The organism is Ensifer sp. ENS02 (genome assembly GCF_014851885.1).
Taxonomy (GTDB): Bacteria; Pseudomonadota; Alphaproteobacteria; order Rhizobiales; family Rhizobiaceae; genus Ensifer; species Ensifer adhaerens.
The window spans coordinates 1-19,132 of the sequence record NZ_JACVAO010000032.1 but is presented as its reverse complement, the minus strand read 5'-3'; the positions used below and the strand labels follow the sequence as shown (position 1 = coordinate 19,132).

At 56.5% G+C, this 19,132-nt stretch carries 13 protein-coding genes, 1 tRNA gene and 1 pseudogene; 4 read left to right on the top strand and 11 right to left on the bottom strand.

What is annotated here, in order from left to right:
* Nucleotides 1-33: 33 nt before the first annotated feature.
* The 7 genes from IB262_RS34425 to IB262_RS34395 form a co-directional block, all read right to left on the bottom strand.
* Nucleotides 34-1,386: an SIR2 family protein gene (locus IB262_RS34425; RefSeq protein WP_113554168.1), complete on the bottom strand. Its 1,353-nt coding sequence runs from the start codon at nucleotides 1,384-1,386 to the stop codon at nucleotides 34-36.
* Nucleotides 1,387-1,638: 252 nt separating this feature from the next.
* On the bottom strand, nucleotides 1,639-2,562 hold the full coding sequence (locus IB262_RS34420; RefSeq protein ID WP_162770722.1) for a DUF4365 domain-containing protein: 924 nt from the start codon (nucleotides 2,560-2,562) through the stop codon (nucleotides 1,639-1,641).
* Between the two features lie 436 nt (nucleotides 2,563-2,998).
* Nucleotides 2,999-4,819 (bottom strand): DUF262 domain-containing protein, encoded by a 1,821-nt coding sequence (locus IB262_RS34415; protein ID WP_192494508.1) that lies wholly within the window; start codon nucleotides 4,817-4,819, stop codon nucleotides 2,999-3,001.
* A 71-nt stretch (nucleotides 4,820-4,890) separates the two neighbouring features.
* Nucleotides 4,891-5,589, bottom strand: coding sequence for a hypothetical protein (locus IB262_RS34410; protein ID WP_192494507.1), 699 nt, complete (start codon nucleotides 5,587-5,589; stop codon nucleotides 4,891-4,893).
* A 505-nt stretch (nucleotides 5,590-6,094) separates the two neighbouring features.
* On the bottom strand, nucleotides 6,095-6,967 hold the full coding sequence (locus tag IB262_RS34405; RefSeq protein ID WP_113554718.1) for a ferritin-like domain-containing protein: 873 nt from the start codon (nucleotides 6,965-6,967) through the stop codon (nucleotides 6,095-6,097).
* A gap of 518 nt (nucleotides 6,968-7,485) precedes the next feature.
* Nucleotides 7,486-8,925, bottom strand: a complete 1,440-nt coding sequence (locus tag IB262_RS34400) for a DUF1254 domain-containing protein (RefSeq protein ID WP_192494506.1) — start codon at nucleotides 8,923-8,925, stop codon at nucleotides 7,486-7,488.
* 1,415 nt (nucleotides 8,926-10,340) lie between these two features.
* Nucleotides 10,341-10,796: a hypothetical protein gene (locus IB262_RS34395; protein ID WP_192494505.1), complete on the bottom strand. Its 456-nt coding sequence runs from the start codon at nucleotides 10,794-10,796 to the stop codon at nucleotides 10,341-10,343.
* Between the two features lie 470 nt (nucleotides 10,797-11,266).
* On the opposite strand from IB262_RS34395, the gene IB262_RS34390 reads away from it, so the two are divergent.
* Nucleotides 11,267-11,707: an NUDIX hydrolase gene (locus tag IB262_RS34390; RefSeq protein ID WP_348646954.1), complete on the top strand. Its 441-nt coding sequence runs from the start codon at nucleotides 11,267-11,269 to the stop codon at nucleotides 11,705-11,707.
* On the opposite strand, the gene IB262_RS34385 is transcribed toward IB262_RS34390, so the two are convergent.
* Nucleotides 11,642-11,926, bottom strand: coding sequence for a hypothetical protein (locus IB262_RS34385; protein ID WP_113554715.1), 285 nt, complete (start codon nucleotides 11,924-11,926; stop codon nucleotides 11,642-11,644). The genes IB262_RS34390 and IB262_RS34385 overlap by 66 nt on opposite strands.
* A gap of 239 nt (nucleotides 11,927-12,165) precedes the next feature.
* Here IB262_RS34385 and IB262_RS34380 point away from each other — a divergent pair, with 239 nt between their 5' ends.
* The gene (locus tag IB262_RS34380) at nucleotides 12,166-12,450 is read left to right on the top strand and encodes a hypothetical protein (RefSeq protein ID WP_113554714.1); all 285 of its coding nucleotides are present in this window, start codon (nucleotides 12,166-12,168) and stop codon (nucleotides 12,448-12,450) included.
* A gap of 987 nt (nucleotides 12,451-13,437) precedes the next feature.
* Here the strand turns inward: IB262_RS34380 and IB262_RS34375 are convergent.
* The 3 genes from IB262_RS34375 to IB262_RS34365 form a co-directional block, all read right to left on the bottom strand.
* On the bottom strand, nucleotides 13,438-13,671 hold the full coding sequence (locus tag IB262_RS34375; RefSeq protein ID WP_113554712.1) for a hypothetical protein: 234 nt from the start codon (nucleotides 13,669-13,671) through the stop codon (nucleotides 13,438-13,440).
* A 1,456-nt stretch (nucleotides 13,672-15,127) separates the two neighbouring features.
* Nucleotides 15,128-15,203, bottom strand: a tRNA-Ile gene (locus IB262_RS34370).
* 948 nt (nucleotides 15,204-16,151) lie between these two features.
* Nucleotides 16,152-16,790: a hypothetical protein gene (locus IB262_RS34365; RefSeq protein ID WP_113554746.1), complete on the bottom strand. Its 639-nt coding sequence runs from the start codon at nucleotides 16,788-16,790 to the stop codon at nucleotides 16,152-16,154.
* Between the two features lie 852 nt (nucleotides 16,791-17,642).
* On the opposite strand from IB262_RS34365, the gene IB262_RS34360 reads away from it, so the two are divergent.
* Nucleotides 17,643-17,843 carry a hypothetical protein gene (locus IB262_RS34360; RefSeq protein WP_113554710.1) on the top strand — a complete coding sequence of 67 codons (201 nt, stop codon included), beginning with the start codon at nucleotides 17,643-17,645 and terminating at the stop codon, nucleotides 17,841-17,843.
* 137 nt (nucleotides 17,844-17,980) lie between these two features.
* Nucleotides 17,981-19,005 (top strand): annotated as a pseudogene (locus tag IB262_RS34355) (IS3 family transposase); the annotation flags it as partial.
* Between the last annotated feature and the right edge of the window lie 127 nt (nucleotides 19,006-19,132).

The window sequence follows — 19,132 nt, the reverse complement described above, 5'->3', positions numbered from 1 at the left end:
TTCGAGCGTCGAAAATAGCCATGTCCTAATCCACTACACCACCACTTCGTATTCTTCTCCCGCCACGACCTTCCTGAAAAGATTCACTGCTTCGTGCGACCACTTACGCGCCATACTTGAGGCCTTTGTGCCGGTCTTGATCCTGCAGTGATAGCGATTATCGCTCGACCTAAGATCGATTCCCTTCTCTGCCTTAATGCGGTGGATCAGCTTATTCAGTGGCTGCCAGTGGGGCAGGCCAAGTCGATCAGCAAGTTGTGTGATTGTTAACGGATGCGACTGGTTTGGATTGTCGACCACTGTGATGCCGAGAAGGGTCGGCAGGAAGTCCTTTTCGTCAGCAACCTTCTCCAACGTCTCGTAGTTAACTTCCACTGCGCCCGATGGAATGTCGTGACGCACAAGCTTCATTGTTCTCGCCGCAAGAGCCCGAACTAGCTTTGGATTAATCGATTTCAACGCTGACTGGCTCTTCAACGCCTCGAAGATCCAGTCGAAGTTGTTGGTATGGATAGCGTGAATCCGAAATTCCTTCCCGTCGACACCGAACACCGCCTGATCGGGCGGGTGTTTCTCAATTTGGTCATGCCTCCAGATCACCTGGTAGACATTCGGAATGAGGCCGTCTTCGTCTGCGACGAGCTCACCGATGTCCCGCAGGATTGACTTCACATTCGGGTCTCCCATCCCATAGCCGAGAATGAAGACAGGATGCTCCGCGAAGTAGGTCAACAACTTCGCGGACACGTACTTTTTCTTCTCGGTCCACTCGTCGTAATCATGCTTTGTAAGAACGATTGAAGTTGGCTTCGAAATGTCCCCATGGATGTGAAAGATCTCACCGAAGCTGTTCGTGTTGTATCGCAGGATTGTCTGACCACTGATGGGTTCGTAACCATCAAAAACCTGTTCGAGGAACATGTCATAGTTTGTAGTGATAATGGCATGGGGCTTGATGTCGGCGAACGCGGCCAGCTCCTTGGCGAGGTCAGGGGCTTGGATGTCACCAAGCGCTGGCGTGATCGCAGCGAAGTGTTCGCACACCAAATGCTTTAGAAAGGCGTCTTTGCTAACCTTCGAAGAGAAGTACTCTGGCGGAAAATGATTGCGGCCCTCTTTCCACGCCCACTCGAATGCCATGTCCGAAAGAACCGTTCCGATGGCCACCATGTCGTCATCGAACTTCTGTCGATTGTATTCGTAGGCGTCGGCTCCCGCAGGCAGCTTTTCGAACATTGCCTTCAACAGCTCCTGCCAGTTCGGAGCACCGAAGTAGCGGCGGGAGATGCCGCTTCCGACGAACAGGATCGGTTGGCATTCGAACTCCAAGAGCAAGTCTCGGATCGCTGCGTCCGCCTTGAGTTGATATGACGTTTCCTGGTCCACGAATCTCTCTCCGCTGTGTCGCTAGATAGGGCCAGCGGAGGGATTCGAGGTCAATTCAACGTTGTCACTATCGAGGCAGGATGCACAACCTTTTCTGGCATCCTCACAACTCTTTGGAGACTGGCCAAGCTTGTCTGCAGGGAGTTTTCTTTCAACTCCTGCTCGCTGGGGACTGAGCACCTTCGTTCTCGGAAGTTTCACTTTCCGCGCTCTCCCCACTTTCCTAGCCGTATGTGGTTGCCATTGCGCCTCCTATTGGAGGCTCAGTTCGACTTCATCAATCAATTGGGCAATTGATTCGCTCGTACAGAGACCTAGAAAAATGGGGTCGTACTGCTCCCAATAATCATGCTCGTCGGTAGCAATGGTCCAGACAATGCTTCTCAGAATTGCGGGGAATATGTCCGAGAGCTTCGTAAGTGCATAACCGACAATGTTACTGTGTAGATCAGCATAATGAGTTCGGAAGTTCTTTTGATGCGCCCGGTAGTTATATTTCATACTGTCAACGTTGAACAACGAATTAGAGTACAACGCGGAATGTTCGCACGCATTTATCAAATTTCGGAATCTCAGGTGGGTTTGTACCGTCACCGCCCCAGCGTCAGGCTGCCCCCTATGCCTTTTGATGAAGTGGGCAAAATCTAAAGCATGACTAACTACCTCTTCTGAATAGAGACAGAATGAAGCAAAACCTTTCTGCATCAAATAGCTGCGCGTGAACGTGACAAGGCCATCATTCGACAGATTGTCGGTCTCGCGTATGGGAAGAGAAAGGGTCTTCTGTGTTTCCAGTTTCCCGTACTGCCGCCGGAGGCTGTGCTGCGCCTGGGTGAAAAATACCCTACCAACAGCTAAGTCGACGACAAAAACAAAGACTGGAACCGAAAGGCCAAGCCAGTAGCGTGCAGTCGATGTTTTAATTGGGGGTGTCTGCCCCTTTCGGACAGACCCGTCGTCGATCCACTTCATTGACTCAACGCCCTTGAGCTGGACGGCTAGAAGGTCGCCGACCATTTCACCCCTCGCTGATGGGATCTCGATTTGGCAGTCTATGCCGTAGTCCCCGCGCGTGACCTCACGAATGACCCAGTGCGACGGAATCTCATTGATGAATACACGGAGCGCCTTGTCTTCAGCGACGTGGCTAGTTGAACGAAGTGGGTAGCGGTTCAAGGGGTCTTCTCCGAGTTCACAATATTCCGCAACCTCTGATCTGCTCAGAATGGCGCTCCGCGCGAATTAGATGAAGGTCGTTAAGAAACTTTATCTGTCAATCAGCGTCCAAAATTCACCCCTTATCGGCATCCAATTTCTTGCACGCCGGAACACACTTTATCAGAGCGGAACTGGCCGCACGAGCTATCGTCGAGTGATTTCAGCCGGAAGAGGGCGTAGCTGGGGGAGGGTAGGCTTCATGGAGAACTCTGCCCAGGTTTCAGTCGCCGATGCATGTGACTTTCTTCGCGCTTTTCGAAGGCAGCCTGGTCATGCCCGCCGACCGATCCCTTTGGAAGCGCGAACTAACACATGCTCGCCAGCCGTTTCGTAGAAATGGAGAGCTCCGCTTGGAACGCGACACTCTCTGCCACGCAGGCGCTTGTGCTCCTTATCAGTTGGTCGATGCTGAATGCACAGGGATGTCCCAGACAACATCCGCCAGTTTACTCAAGAACGCCTGACGCTCAGTGACAGCAATCGCATTCCAACTTTGCCAGCTTTCGAGCTTGCGCACTGTTGCCGTAATCCTGTCGTCCTTGCCCACTTCGTGCAAGGCAGCATTTGCCTGACACTTCGTTAGCAGAAATTTGGACTGCTCATACGCTGCGATTTTTCCGGAATACCGGCCGTTCTGGAGCGCCCTGTTGATCGCTTTTTCGATCAGTAGCAGGTTGCCGAGACACTGCCGAATATGAAAGTCTGCGGCACCCTCGCCGAACTCTGCCGCGGCCTCCGCGGAAGCGTTCGCTGCCAAAATGTGCTCGATGTCGTTTCCGCCGGCCGTGTAGTCGGACAGGCGATCGCGGGATGCACTCGGGCCGTATGCCTGTAGGTCGATATACTGCGTGAGCTTTGCCAGGAGATAGCGGAGACGGAAGCCGCGGAGCTGCCAAGTCTTCAGGTTAAGCAATTTACTGCGGAATTCAACGGCCAGCGTCTGACGCTCGGCGCGCAAGGTTTTCTCCAAAAACAGTTCAAGCTGCGCGTCGGCGATCTTGTTGAGCTGGTGCGCAGCTTCGATAATGCGCCTTTCGTACTCTTTACCGGACGTGCCGGTCAGTAGCCAAACGAACATAGTTTTCTCTAGTTCGACGGCAAGCTTGCTAAAATTCGCAGGGGAGAGTGATCGACCAGCGAGCAGGAGAATGAAATGCTGTTTTATGGACTTTCCGCCGAGAAGGCGGGTGTTGATGATTCCTGCCTCTTCCTCGCCTGCGACGTTCCGGCCCTTCGCGAAGTGAGCATAAGCCTTGGCAGCGTCAAGCAGCTTCCCGGCAAAAACGAGCGGTTTCTTTTCATGATTTGTTTGCTCAGCGTTCTTCCTAAACCAATCGTAGATCGCGTCTTCACGGAGCCTTCCGTCTACATCATGCGTCGCAAGCAGATAGTATCTTAAGAACCGTAGCGGCTTCTCGTTCGCCTGATAGATAGCATCGGTGAGCTGCTTCCACACAGCCTTCAGTTTGCTGAACTCCTCACCCTTTGCGTTCATGAACAGGAGGTTCTTGAGCAAGTCCATGGCGTCTAGGCCCACGCCGCGATCATTGATCGTCTCGAATATCTTCAACGCCACGGCTACGGTCGGAGTTTCGATCCGGATGATCTTCACCTTGTTGGTAAAGTACCCGTAGAAACGGCGCACTTCGGCTGGATCGTTGTTAAGCGTGGTCTCAATGAATTCCTTGATTGTCAGATAGGCATTGTAAAGGTTTCGGATCGATCGCGTCCCATCGCTGGGGGCGTCAGTGCCCGCACCTTCCGCATACTTTCTGAGGACGTCGCCGGCATCTTCGTATTGAAGGTCGAGCCTTAGGCTTTGCGTTGTCTCGCCCTGCCAGTTGGTGGAGCTATAGATTATCTGTCCAGGAAGCTCCTCTGGAACTACTGCATTCAATGTGATCAGCTTATCTCGGAGCGCGCACAATGTGAGGTAGGCCGTTGTGGTTCTCTGCTGACCGTCGATGAGGTCGAAGACATCGCTAGCATCGCGGCAAACAACAACGGTCCCGATGAAGTACTCGGGCGCTTCATTCTTACTTGCATTCTGGTACTCGCTGTAGATGTCGCTCAGAAATTGTTCGACCTCTTCGCCACCCTCACCGCGGGGATCCGTCTCTCCCCAAACGTACTCCCGCTGATAATCGGGGACGCGGTAAAAGTCTTGGAAGAGAGATTTAAGGTTCCGGTCTTGCGGGTCGATCTGTTTGTTCATGTATAAAGCCCCTAGCGATGCTCTGCTTGTCCGCTTTCGGGACTAGGCAAGTCAACTCCCTACGACAACTTCTAGGAATGAATATCCGAGGCCGCCTTGAAGTACGGTCCGCAATCGGAGGCTAAGGCGTGCCGCAGCGCGGTGACGCCAGGGCTCTGTAGCAACAACCATGCAGTCCCAAGAGTCTCCATGAACACTACGGACATACCATCGCCGCGAACCCGCAGTCCGTGCCCAACATCGGTCAGACTATTGTCGATCGCGTCGAACTTAATGCGGGAACTATGGTGGTGCGCCCCGCCGCACCTGTTAGCGACATAGCGGATGAGTGTCGCGCGATCGACAATCTCACCGGCAAACCCTAAACAAGGCGTAGCGAGGAACTTGGTGTACTTCAGCTTTGTCGTGGGTGGACGTCTGGGCGACGCCTTCTCGTTTTCTTCGAACTGCTGGCGATGAGGACTTCCACGCCCGGAAGCACGATAAGCATAATAAGCCTCGATTACATGACCACCATAGGGGTAGCCGCCTGCGGCGAACACAATCGCTTGTGTAAGCGGAGTTCCGGTGAAGTCCGGGACATCGATTTCGATGGCGATTCCAAGCTCATGAGCAACGGCGCCCAGCGCGTTATCGTCCATCAGAAAACGCAACGCGATGCTGGCATAAATTGCCTCGTCTTCCCGTGGCGCGCTCGGTGCGATGCATCGTAAGAGTTGATCGATGTGTATCCGCACAACCTGACGCCTTTCGAGCAGAACATCTTGCAAAAAAATCTCCATAATGCGGCGAGGTTATCGATGCTTCAAATGCGACTAACAGAGTCGGCTATTGGAGTGTAGCGTCGTGAACAACTGCGGTTGCTTTGAAGGCGCAAACCCACCGTCCGTGCCTAACGAATTGGTAGTCCGCTTCGACTACCAAATCGTGTCCATCGCGAAAGTGCATAGTGATTGAAGGGAGCGGTTAGTCACGAGCTCGTTGGAGGGCTAGTTGCTAGGATGTTCCCGTTCTGTGCGTTTATAATCGCATAATGTATCATCGGGAATATTGAATATTGATCCAGCGACCCCGTTGCGGATTGCGACCAATCATTCGGAACGTCCCCCCGACAATGAGGCATGCTTCAGCGCCCGGCCGTGGAGAACCCCTTCAGAGGGCAGACAGATTAGGAGCGGCTTGTCGGGGTGACGTTCGCCTATCGCGATCCTAGAACATCGATAGGGGCACGCCGCAAGCATGGACGATGTTGTTCAAGCCCACCAGACTAGAACGTCATGTGCTTTTGATTTTGCCGTTCAATCCGCTCGGGTAAAAGCCGCCCTTTTGCTCACCGTCCTTATCGGTCAGATAAACGATCCGCAGAACCTCCTGTGGGGTGCGGGTAAAGGCGATCGCATCCGGTGTCGAGGGCACGATGTTGGCCTCGCCATCGACTTGGATACCCTGATCCTTGTCATCGGCTCCATCGATCTTGTCGCGGGCGTCAGATACGGCGTTCGCAGCCTTCCAGGCTTCCTCGCCCATCCTGTAGAGCGTCGAGCGGGCCATACCCATGTGATAGGCCTCGACGGCGAGGATTCCTGCGGCTGCGGCAAGGAAGTCCTTGTTCTTCAACACCGTCGCCGCGCCGGCATAGGCGGTCACGCCAACATCTTCAAACAGCATGCCGCCGAGAACGAAATGCATCTCGTTGCCGAACGGATCGAAATCCTTTCCCAGTCCCGCCGCCTCGGCGACCGCGGCAAACCCGGCGTCGAAATCAATTGCGGGACGCGGGACGGCGGTTTGGCCAAGCGTTTGACGATAGAAGCGCACATGGGCCAGCTCATTCTCGGCTACCTCGCGCATAAACTCGCCAATTGCGGGGGTTTTGAAGGACACTTGTTTGCCGCCAACGACGTCCCCGGCGTCGGAGCCCGCATCGCCATCGTCAATGCCTTTGCCCGTGGTACCGCGCAAGTAATACTCTGCTTCCATGTATTCCAGATTGAGCGCGAACTGGAAAATGTCCTCGTCCGAGATGTCGGCGGGCTCGTCAGCGCGGGACGCGTGGGGGTGAATTGCGGCCGCGACGACGGTCGCCCCCAGGCCCAACTGTAACAGGTGCCGACGCGGAAGGAGAAGGGAAGGGAACGAGCGTATCATGGTTGCCTCCTGGAGGCCCGCCCGGCGTCAGTGTTGGTGCCCGATCTCGCGGGCCGACCGCATAACAATGGACGCATTAGAACGTTCCATTAGCATCAGCAAACACCGGATTTGACGCCCCGGCGGGTGCGGGAGCTATGCGGTTAACGCTCAACTAGGAATGGCAACGCGAATCAGAATCGGCAATGCGGTTAGGATCTTTGCCCGGCCATGTCGGACCAACTACTTGTGAAGAAAGGCCTCGTCGTTTGGGGCCGACGAGGCCAGGGATGGCTTCATTAACGATGAAGCACGGGTTGCGCTTTTAATCCCGGAGGGCGGGGAGCATATGCGCACCCTCTCATATAGCGCACAAATGTCTGCCTGCTAGGGTTCTGGTAAAAAGAAAAAAGCCCCGAAGGATAAGACGCTGTACTCAGAGGCTGCAGCCGTCAAAAAGTATGGCCTCGCCGGGGAGGGCGAGGCCATTGGGCAGCTCCATAACCGGAGGGGTCGTGAAGGCGTCTTCCCCGGGGGACTTAGGCTTTTGTGGCCGGAGGCAGAACCCAGGAGCCGTCAAGGATTGATGGATTGCCCTCTTTCGGCCAGTACAATCGCATCATCAGGATGAATTTGTCTTTCGGTGCGGGAAGCCAGTTCGATTCCTTATCCGCCCCAGGCGACTCATGTTGGATGTAGATGGTGGTAGATCCGTCTGCGTTCGCCTTTAGGTCCTGGCGCGGACTAATGGAGTAGCGATTGAGCGGGTTGTCCACGAAAAAATAACCGGCATCGTACATGGTGATCGACCAGAACCCGTTGACCGGCGGCAAATGACCTTTCGGGAAATTGATGACGTACTTCTCCGAACCGTTGTAGTCCCGCGAGAGCAACCCTCCACCGGACTTTGTGCTTGTCGGATAAATGGCATCCTGCGGCCGGTTGGCTCCAAGACCGATCGCGGTGATCAAGGCACGTTGCACATAGTCTGTGCCATAGAGACCCGTTCTTGTAGTATACGCCCATCCATTGATGTCATGGATGTCGCCGCCGCTATCCTTGAAATGCAGCATTATGCGGGCAAACGCGATTTGCGGGAGTCGCTTTTGAAGAATGACATCCAATTTACTTGCATCGAAGTCCTTGCCCGGGACGATCCCAATACTCGCCAGTTTTTCTAGCATCGGCGCATCCGAAGCAGCCGGCGGGTTGGTCTTCAGCAGTTCGCAAAAGAGGGTAAAGTAGGACACCGCGTTGAGCGCGTTCACTTGCTCGCGCACCGCTGTCTTCATATCGATCTCGGGATCGACTTTCCCCGGAGGTGCTGTGTAGTCTTTTCCATAGGCACTCAGCGGAACAAGTTTGACCGCGTCCTGAATATTGTGAACCGCGGCATAGTCCTCAGGAGTGCCAGTGCAATAGATCCGCCCGAGTAGCCAAACCATGCCTGTGGGTGACTTGTACTCGCTGACCCCCTCGGGCAGTGTCCCCGACCAGCCCGGCCCGGTAATCGCATAGGTCTGCGCGCCAATTCCCGTGGTGCGTTTTCCCGGCACTTCAAAGACGTTGGTCCATCCGTCCAGCATCGGGAAGAGGGCGAAGCGATCTCCCATATCAGGGATCGTCAACACGTAAGGTTCTTCGGTGACGTCGAAGAACCCGTAGGTGTAAAGCGTATCCGCATTGGGTGCGGTCACGTCACGGAAGGAGGCCGAGGGATATTCACGCAGACGTCCAATCTGCCCCATCGGGGCCTTGGTGCCGTGCGGTTGGGCAACGTTGGTTAACACCCGCCGGGTGTATTCCATGGTGACAAGCGGATACGCATAGACGTATGCCTCCAAAGCCGTCCAAAATTCCGATCGGCCGAGCAGTTCATCGCTGATTGATGCCTCCTGTGCAGCCGCCGAGCCGCCGATTAATGCTGCTGCCAGTCCTACACATGAAGACGCCGTGAATGTGCGACGTGAAATCCTCATCATTCCCTCCGATCTGGTTGCATTCCTCGCCGGAGGCTATCTGAAGTAACGTGTGTAAGCGAGTCTTAAAACTCTACGTAGCGCGTAAAAGCAGTCTGCGCCCGCTCGCAGCCATACTGGACGATTGGCACACGATGCCGTCATCAGGCTCCGACCGCCTATATAGCGAGAAATACGACGAAGGCCCGCCATCAGAGGCCGCCCGTCAAGGCGATAACAAGAGGGCTGTGGCCGCGATAAAGATAATCGAGAGCAACGCGAATCCTATGCTGTTTTGGGCGGACGATAACTTCCAACGATTTGTTTCACGGTCTTTTAGCTGCCATTTGCTGACGATGAAGGCAGCGAGAACAAGCAAGATTCCAAACAGATATCCCCTCACCCAACATGTCCTCCGCCAACCATCTTTAGCCGATATCTACCCGGAGGCGATCCCGACGGCCATAGCTACGAGCGGCGCGAGTTATCGGGCTACTCTACACCGACAAACGGGAATGCGGGCTACAATAAGCCAGCCTATAGCCCAGGAAGGGCCTGAAGAGCTGACAGGTGTGTAGCGCCGGGTTCCAGCAGCGCTAAATCGCTGGTTCAACCTTATCGATGAGGCCTATGTCAAAGCCCGATACGCACCGCACTACGACCCCTCCGGGAAAGGCCTGGATTGGCTGGGTACGGCTACAACTCTTTCCAGTTCAGAAATCGGCAGATTGCCGGCAGCTTGCAGCATGTTGATGACCGGACTAGCGCGGCCGCAGTTCCCTAACGGCCGTCGGACCGCTCTCCCTTCGCCCGTCAAGTCTCGCAAACCGTCACCGCGTCCGGGTGGGTGTCTCAGCTCGTCGACGTCGCCAAGCACATACATGCCATAGCCCACGGCGTTGATGTCGCAACCCGCCCGCAATCACTTCGGCGACAAAACTCGGGATCTCATGGGCGTTCATTACACGCTCGCTCTCGGTCATGCATCCTCGCTTGTTGAACGAAAACGAAGGCGATGGCGTCGGGTTCCTCTCCCCTTGCGTAAGATGGACGTTTCCGAACAAGGCAAGCTCACCTTACTGGCCTCCGTCCTCTCTGGTGGCGGGGGCGCATTTGCTGTTTCCACGCCTTTGCCTTCTTCCGGTTCGCATCAGGGCCAGTGGTTGGCGAAAAGCTTACCATTGGAGAAAGCACCAATTTCTAAGGGTTGACGGAAGGGTTCCTGCGCCCGATGTTCCTTACGCAGCCGAAAGCATGGGCACCGTCTGGACCCTCTGGCGTTTGGGAAAGGCCGGCATGCTCCTGAACCATCGCATCACAGGCATCACCGTCGGCGTTCCCTGCTTGCCACCCTGGAGGAGTCTCTGGCTCTGCATCCAATGGGCGCAACCCTCTCCGAGGCGAGAAGCGAAAAGCGGTCGAAGAGGCGGAGCGCGTTATGAGCAGTGCCGGCGTCGGCTCCGACCCAGGCGAAGTTCGACCATAATCCGAACCAGCCATCCTCTGACGTCGGACGTTTCCACAAACTCGGCTATGTGGTCGATCGCATGTTGAAGCGTTCGTTCGGTGAGTGCGGTTGCCTCCTCTGGAGATGACGTGAGGCTTCTCGCCCAGGCCGACGATTGGGGTAAAAGTTCCACAACCTGGGTGCTGCTGGCGGCATGCCGCGGCGTATACTCGGAAAACTGCCGGCAGGAATTTCTCAGGCGGAATTCGAGCTCCCATTCGTCGCGGATTCCGTTCATGTAGAGGCTGATGGCACGACGAGCGAGGCAGTCTGCCTCATCGCTATCGCGATCGATGTTGCGCGCGCTGAGGACCTTTTCAAAGGCTGTGGCGATGACTGTCAAACCTTCAGGAAGAATGCATCCGGATTGCGTTCGATCAAACATAGCGCAACTCCTCCAGTTGCGGCGAAAGCGCATATATCTCCCGGTCGCCGGAGCCCGTTCTACTGTCACGCGATGGACGGAGTATGCGCCCTTGGACGCCGAATGGCGAGTCCGAATGCAACGCAGAGCCGCAGCCTCCTCGTACCAGGAGGCTGCGGCCAGAGTCGCCGGGATCGTTGCAGGGACAACAGCGACTGCTCCCCACACTGAGCAATCGCAGGTTAATGCGGCGTTGAGTTCTTCCTTGCTTGCAACAGATTCAAGCATATTCTCAAGGGTGGACTGTCTGCCGTAGGTTGCCCACCTGCGTGTTGCTCAGAGGTCCACCATCCCGACGTAGTGAGCCTCTGTCCTCGTGGCAGGGGCTCATTCTCCGAGGGCACCGCCACCCTCTTGTCGAGAATCGTTTCTCGCTCCAAATTTTGTGAATGAAGAGAGCTCTGTCACACCTCTCCCGCCTCGCTCATCACGTGCAGACCATAGTAAATGGTGGCGTCTTGGAGCAGTTCGGTGCGCTTTGTGTGCGCGGGGATCATCCCGGCGAGCGCCAGGTCCTGCTGATCACCACACGAGAGACCGGGCGCTGGACGATCCCAAAGGGATGGCCAATCCAGGGTCTTTCACCTCACGAGGTCGCGGAGCGCGAGGCCTGGGAAGAAGCTGGCGTCAAGGGTCGCGCCAAGAAGAGCGTCTTTGGCCACTACACCTATATCAAGGCGCTGGACAATGGCCGCAGGCTGCCGGCAGTGGTCGAGGTCCATCTTGTAAGGGTGAAGCGGACCAAGAAGCGGTTTCCCGAGTGGCGGCAGCGCAAACTTGCCTGGATGACACCATCCCAAGCGGCATCAATGGTCGCCGAGCCTGAACTCAAGAGCCTGCTGACCCGCGTGGCCGGTCCGGATGAGAAGTGAGATAACCTCGGCCTGCAAGTCGAGGCAGAGCGATTGATATTCGGCGACCAGCTCCTCCCGGCGTGGACGTTCCTTACGCAGATTGTCGAAGGTCTGCGCTGCCAATGCGTAGGACTCAAACAGATCGTAGAGGATCGGGTTCTTGATTGAGCGCAACGGCTCGCGCTGGCGTGGCAACGCCAGGCACAGCCGAGCACGTCCGAGCTTGACCAACGACATTTGTCACAGCCTTTGCCGCGTCATGACAGATTTTCAGAATGTCTTCTTTTTGCATGCTGCGCGCTGTGCCGCAATGGGCGCACTGAATGAGTTCTCTCGTCTTCATTTCCAAGAATGTGAGCGGCTCGCGCGCGCCGCACAGCTGGCACTGAATTTCAAAGCTGTCGGAGCAATCCATGGCTGCCTCCGTGCCGACGACACAACCATTTTAGCATCTTCTCACCTGAAGGAAAAACCCCATGAACAGCAAGATTGTCAACGGAACCGACAAGGGGGAACCGATTTTTGCCGGAACCTTCTCAACGCTCGCGATCTCGAGGGCGCCGGTCGGGCTGCCGGACGTGACGCCGGAAGCGTCAAAGGCGGACGACGCGCCTGCGGGCGACCGTTGGCGGCTTGTTCGGCAGCGCTGGTCTTTAGGCGGTTCTCGGCGTCAACAATCCGTACGCCGCCGGCATCGCGGCGAACTTTTGTTGGAAATGCCGAGCGCGGTCGCGACGGGCATGACCGCCGCAATCGCCTAGCTCGGGCCGCGTGAACCGAAGTGCTGTTCACGCGGTGGTGCGCCGCGAGGGCGGAGGAGGGCTGATATTTGCGCAGACAATCGAAGTAACCAGAAAGGGCAGGGCCTTTCTCTCTAGCTCGCGCGCGCAGATGGGGATGTTACGGATGTCGGGATGGCCGACGAACGGAATTTGCGCTTGCGGATTTCAACAGGCCATTGATTGGGCACAGAGATTATCTCGATCACGTTCAGCAACGGCTCCAGGAGCATCAAAAATGAAGCTCCGTTGGGTAATGCGGGGCCCTATCCGGCGCGATTGTCCACCCCCGCCGCTGCGCTTCTTCGGCTATCTGACGAAACACCCTGTGCTCTCAGCCATGGGGGAGGAGAACTGTCGCTACGAGCAGTATACGAAGGTCTACATCGTCCAATTCGCCAATCCAGGCCGGAAAAACAAAGACCTCGTCGTGGGGGCGCGACGAGGCCAGGATGAGCTTCATTAATGATGAAGCATCGGTTGCGCTTTCAATCCCCGGAGGGCGGGGAGTATATATGCGCACTCTCTCATGTAGTGCGTAAATGCTGCCTTGGTAGGGGGGGAAGCAAAAAAATGGCCCCAAAGTGCAACCAACGGGGCCAAAGGAGGTTCACTGTCACAAGAGCCCTCGCAGGGGATTGGATCGCTCGGGCTCATTGTCTAAACCGCCATCGCGGCGACAGGTTCCAATCGCGACGGCAGGCCACGCGCAACCAAGCACCTACGTGCACACGAACGCACCTATTGCGATAAAGCCAGAGCGACCAGCCAAGCTGCGAAGGCAACGAAAAGCCAGAGCCGTGCGTGCTTGTATCGTTGACGTCTAGCGCCTTCCCAATCGTAGGACATGAGCTTCCTCCTCTCGGCCGCGCACAATGCACGATTGCACCTATGGCGAAAAGACGATTCTGCTCATATGCACAGCACTAGCTTCATGCTGACGCTGTGCGGCTTCCAGTTAGAACGCAGTCAATGCCCCGTCTCCTCGGTCTCCTGTTCTATGTATCGCCCGAACGACCGGAGGTCGGCGATAATCTCCAGCCTCAGTGGATCTCTCTCCCCGTATTTCTTTGTTATTCGACGAACCTCTGCGGATGCCCCCTTTGCCTCACCGATCACATACATCTCGCGGCCAATGGCGGTGATCTCGCAGCCAGCTGCGATCAGCTCATTCACGAAATCCGGGATTTCATTCGGCGTCATTTGAGGTCACGTGGGTTGGTTGCTCAACCAACAACGCAGGGGGCTTCGGATCCGACGACGGATTAGGACCTTTGCGGAGGGATTATCAGACCTAGGTCCGGGACGCTCAGTTCAAAGAAACGGCCCCGTCTGGGGAAAGCGGGGCCTGAGGTCGGCATAGTGGCCATAGGCTCCATTCCGGGGACTATCGATGGAGCTCGGCCTAGATCCGCGGGGGTAAGGGATCACAGGCAACAGAAAACGCCCGGAGGCACCGAAGGTTCCTGACGCAAAAAAATGGCCCCATCGTGCAACCAACGGGGCCGAAGAGTGTGCTGTGCCAAGAAGCCCGGGCAGGCGAAAGGATCGCTCGGGCCCGCTCTAAGACTATCACATGCGGCGACTAGTTCCGAACCTTTTGGAGAATCCTACAAATTGCGCGACGCCCCAAAGGGCGATCTGATGGGAGTGTGATCATGAAGCTATCAGATTTGGGACTGAGAAACCCGAAGCTCCTCGGCGAGCTCAAACGAAGCGGAGGAAATCCACGAGGGCACCGGCGACCTTCTTCGAGTTGCGCACCGTGCTCAGGGCATGCGATGACCGGACCAGGTGAGCGTGATCCGGCCTGAACATGTCGCTGTCCGGGACGATGAAGGTGTCTCAGGCCCAGGCTTCGAGTTCAGGAGCGGCCATAACGGCGCAACCGCTGAAATCATTGAAGAATGACTGTGGAGGCTTGGCCCCATCAGAGCAATCACGTTGCTGGCGCCAGCGCCAATCAAAGAAGTCGGAGCAACGAAGCTCCATTCAGCCACCTGACATTTTCGGCACAGCGAGCTGGTGCACAGCGTAGGGGCGTTTGGACCCGCCATTACGCTAGAGGCATGCCACGATACCGATTTTCGAGTTTCGAGACCTGGTGCTTACCTGCTGGCGTGGGCGGTACCGTCTTGGGCTTCGGGTCGAAGCGCTGACAGTGCGCGGAGACGTAGGGGCCGGCCGTCAAAGGCATAAATAGAGGGCTGACGCCGCGATAAAGATAATCGAGAGCAACGCGAATCCTATTCGATTTTCGCCGGACGATAGCCTCCACCGATTTGTTTCACGGTCTCTTAGCTCGCATTTGCTGACAATGAAGGCAGCGAGAACAAGCAAGATGCCAAACAGATATCCCTCACCAGTATGTCCTCCGCCAGCAATCTTTAGCGAACATCTACCCTGAGACGGTTCCGGCGGCGATGGCTATGAGCCACACTCACGCTGTGGCCGATGAGGGCTTGAAACCGGCTCCGGTCCGGCCGAATTAATCCCGTCTGTGAAGTCGAACGCTCAGATGAAAGGGTCCTTCCCCGTTTCGGACCCGGGGTCTCTTCTTTCGGTAGCTCACGACCGCCGGCGAGCAGCTTCTTCGCCGTCGCGCACCTCCGAGTGGCGATTCCGTGCCAGAGTGATCGGTGGCATTTGTTGAACAGTATGGTGGGCCCGGCAGGACTCGAACCTGCAACCAATCGGTTATGAGCCGATGGCTCTAACCGTTGAGCTACAGGCCCCACCAGAAAAGTTTCTAAGGAGAGCAAGCCGATTGATCAAGCTCGGGACGCGATGAATATGGTCTGATCGGGCAAGCAGCTCGACCGGGCGTCAAGGCGGTCAGCCGATTTTCGAGACCTACCAATTTGGCTGACTTGATGTCGTCATGCGTTCCGCGTCGGTACGGCGTGATAATGACCCAATTTTCAGCCATAAGATGGCGCGTCTGTGAATTCGAACGCTCAGACGGAAGGCCCTGGATTCCACCGGTTTCGGATCTGGGGCCTTTCTTGTTTCTCATAATCGTTGGCGGGTCGCCTTTGTGGCTTCGCGGCAGATTTCCAGGACATCCTCTTTTCCCATACTCCGGACTATCCCGCAGACCGAGCACTGAATCTCTTCTCTCGTCTCCATCTCGGAGAATGCGAGGCGCTCTCGCGCGCCGCATGCCTGGCACCGAATTTCAAAGCTTTCGGAGCAATCCATCACTGCCTCCCGTTGCTTTCGAAACACCCTACAACCTGGTCCACCCAAATGTGATTTCAAGATGACCTATCGTCCACCGCTGGAATGGCTCCAGCCGTCGGCGCTTATCAAGCCTCTGAACACGACAAGGAGCACGATCATTTCAAACCGTGATGCGTGCCCTGATCACGCTCAGCAACGTAGGTGGGGTATGCGCTTTTCCATTGCCTCTCCCGAGACCGCTTTCAAAAGTTGCCGGCGCATATATCTGGCACTGTTGCCTGAAACGCCGGCAAGTTTGGTGGCCGAGCTCAGTTAATCCAGTGTGCGGAAAAGAAAGGCCCCGCCGGTAGAGGTCGCCATTGCCTGCCGACGGGGCGTCGCGAGCATGCCGCTCGTTGACCGGGAAGTCGGCGCGTTCTACTCGAATTGTCACCGTGCTTACGTCGGGAACTGGGAGCGGCCCGTCCGCAACCAGCAGGAAAGTTCCACAGACGGCACTCCTATCGAAGGAGACCGTCGCTCCCGAATTCGTCCCATCCGCTCAAGCCGGTCGCGGCTTCGTCGGCTCGCTCGCTTGGTTTGACTTTTTCCTTTTTCCTCAGCGACCGCGTCAACTTCGCCTGATACGCGGCCCGCCTGCGATTTTCCGCTTTCGCCGCTATATCTTCTTCTCGCCACTCATCCACGGCGCCACGGTCGAGTAGATCTTCGACGACACGAGGATCGAATATGTGAAAGGTGATCTTCCTTGCGCGTCCTTGTAGCCTCACCGTTCGCGTCCCGGCGCTGGGCAGACGACCGTCTGCGAGCCAGCGCTTCCGCTCTGATGCCGTGATCGTCAGAATATCCTCGATCTCTCGAGGAATGATCGGAAGGTTTGCGATGCCGTCCAACGCGCTGGAGACGGCCGATGCCGTAGCTCTGAAGGCTGTCTTCGAAGTCTCTGGCATGACGAGGATCAGCCCGCCTGGCTGCATATCCAGCGACTTCCGGATCGTGGATGGTAGCCGGGACCGGATTTCCTGCAGAATACCCTTAAGCCTGACATCAGATCCGAGGGTCGCCACCACGGGAAGCGGCCACTCCCTGATCAGTTCGGGATCGTCACTTTCCTTGCTCTTTGTCTTCGTCTTGGGCATTCCGCAGGAGATGGTGTTGAAGGGGCCGCGCGTCAACGGAGCTTGGGATGATTTGCCACGTTCCCTCCTCATATCTGTGTCGATGCCGAGTTGGTTTCCGGTCATGGGACCGCAAAACCCCGTGTAGAACTGAGGAGATGCCCAGGTTCCGGCGGACCGCCGGGACCGACGCCTACCTCGGTCGATCGGCCGTTACATAAAGCTGGGTGCGAGCCGAGGCGGCACCAGCGCTGACATTGACGCCAATCAGCAGCATGGTATCGCCTTCCGGGCTGTACTGCTCAAACCAGTGCCGAGCGAGCTCCCGGATCGTTTCAAGCCGGACACCTTGCGATTATCCTTTACGGTCTCCTTTTCCGGCCAACGCGCCGCTGCGCCTCAGCTTCGAAATTTCAGCGTCTGGACTTTTACTTGGAACGGGCGAGTTTCATGCGTCAGGACTTTTACCTTTCGCTCACAGAGGGCCAGCCAAACTGACTCGGCACACGCCCGCGATGATACGCGGCACATCTCAACGAGCCGGGCACGATTCACCGTCCAGCGGCCGGTGAGGAACATGAAAGCGGCGATTGAGCCGATAACAATCCGGAGCGCAGCGATAGGAAGGCATAGGGATTCCAGGATGGCGCAAGATCTAAAGCGCCCGCGCGACTGGTTCGTGATCGTCGAAAACGATTATGTCCTTCAGCTCTGATGAGCCGGCGTGGGCTAAGCGGCGCGCGCTGTTAGCATAGCGCGCAGTGCTGGCTGTTGAGGAGGCCAGCATCACTGGAACCAATTCGGTGGCACTCGAGTTGGTGCTTCGACGGATGCGAACCGTACTACAGCGCTCCTAAGTTTGAAAGTCTTGCCATGCGCTACGAAGACACCAACGAGCAATACAGTAAGGTAGTGCGTGGCTGGAATGCGCGTTACGACCTGAATGAGTTTATCGCGCAGCATGGGCTGCAACCACTGGCCGCGCGCGAACTCTTTGCAAAATTCGGACCGTACAAAGTGGATCTGGATCGCAAAGTCGCAGAGCTACGGAAGGAATGGCACAAGAATCGCTGATCCGGCAGCGGAGCATTCTTGCCGAGACAATGGCCAGACGACGCTTCGTGAACTCATCGGCCGCTGAACTGCCCCCACTTTCGACCGGACACTCAGCATAAGCAGGAAGGCTCAAGCACAGGCTTGAGGATAGGCTTATGTCTAACGAGTTTCGACAGGTTGACCTGATGATCGGTGACGTCCGGCGGCGGCGCTGGACAACGGAACGCAAACTGCAGATCATCGAGGAGAGCTATGCCCCAGGGGAGACGGTTTCCTCTGCGGCTCGGCGGCATGGAGTTGCGCCAAACCTTCTCTATCGCTGGCGTCGGCTCTTGAGCGAGGGAGGTGCGGTGGCGGTGGACTCCGGCGAGCCGGTAATCGGCAATTCTGAGGTGAAGAAGCTGGAAGATCGAGTGCGCGAGCTTGAGCGCATTCTCGGACGCAAGACGCTGGAGAACGAGATTCTTCGCGAAGCCCTTTCCAAAGCCCAGTCAAAAAAACCGATATCGCGGCCGATATTGTTGCCGAAGGGCGGTTCCCGATGAAGGCGGTGGCGGAGGCCTTACACGTGTCGCGTTCTAATCTCTCCGAACGTCTGAAGGGCAAGTCCAAGCCTCGCGGACCCTACCTCAAAGCGGACGATGCCGAGCTGCTGCCTGCCATTCGCAAGCTGGTGGATGCCAGGCCAACTTATGGCTATCGGCGGATCGCTGCCCTACTCAACAGGCAGCGGCGGGCCGCCGATCAGCCGGTCGTCAACCGCAAGCGGGTCCACCGCATCATGGCCAACCACGCCATGATCCTTGAGAAGCACACCGCCGTGCGCAAGGGCCGCGTCCACGACGGCAAGGTCATGGTGATGCGGTCGAACCTTCGTTGGTGCTCCGATGGCCTGGAGTTCACCTGCTGGAATGGCGAGGTGGTCCGCCTTGCTTTTATCATCGACGCGTTTGATCGAGAGATCATCTCGTGGGCGGCCGTCGCCAATGCCGGGATCTCCGGTTCTGACGTCCGCGATATGATGGAAGCAGTCGAGAAACGCTTCGGTGGCACGCGTGCCCCACATGCCATCGAACATCTGTCCGATAACGGCAGCGCCTACACAGCAAGGGAAACCAGGCTGTTTGCTCAGGCCCTCAATCTGGTCCCTTGCTTCACGCCGGTCGCCAGCCCTCAATCAAAGGAGCAGACATCACGATGCACCTTGTTGGATTTGTTGAGCGTCAATTAACCGGGGTTGGCGGCTACCATATCGGCCGCCGACGCCTTTTGCGAGTCGGACGTTGCCCGGTGGCTCATACAGGTAG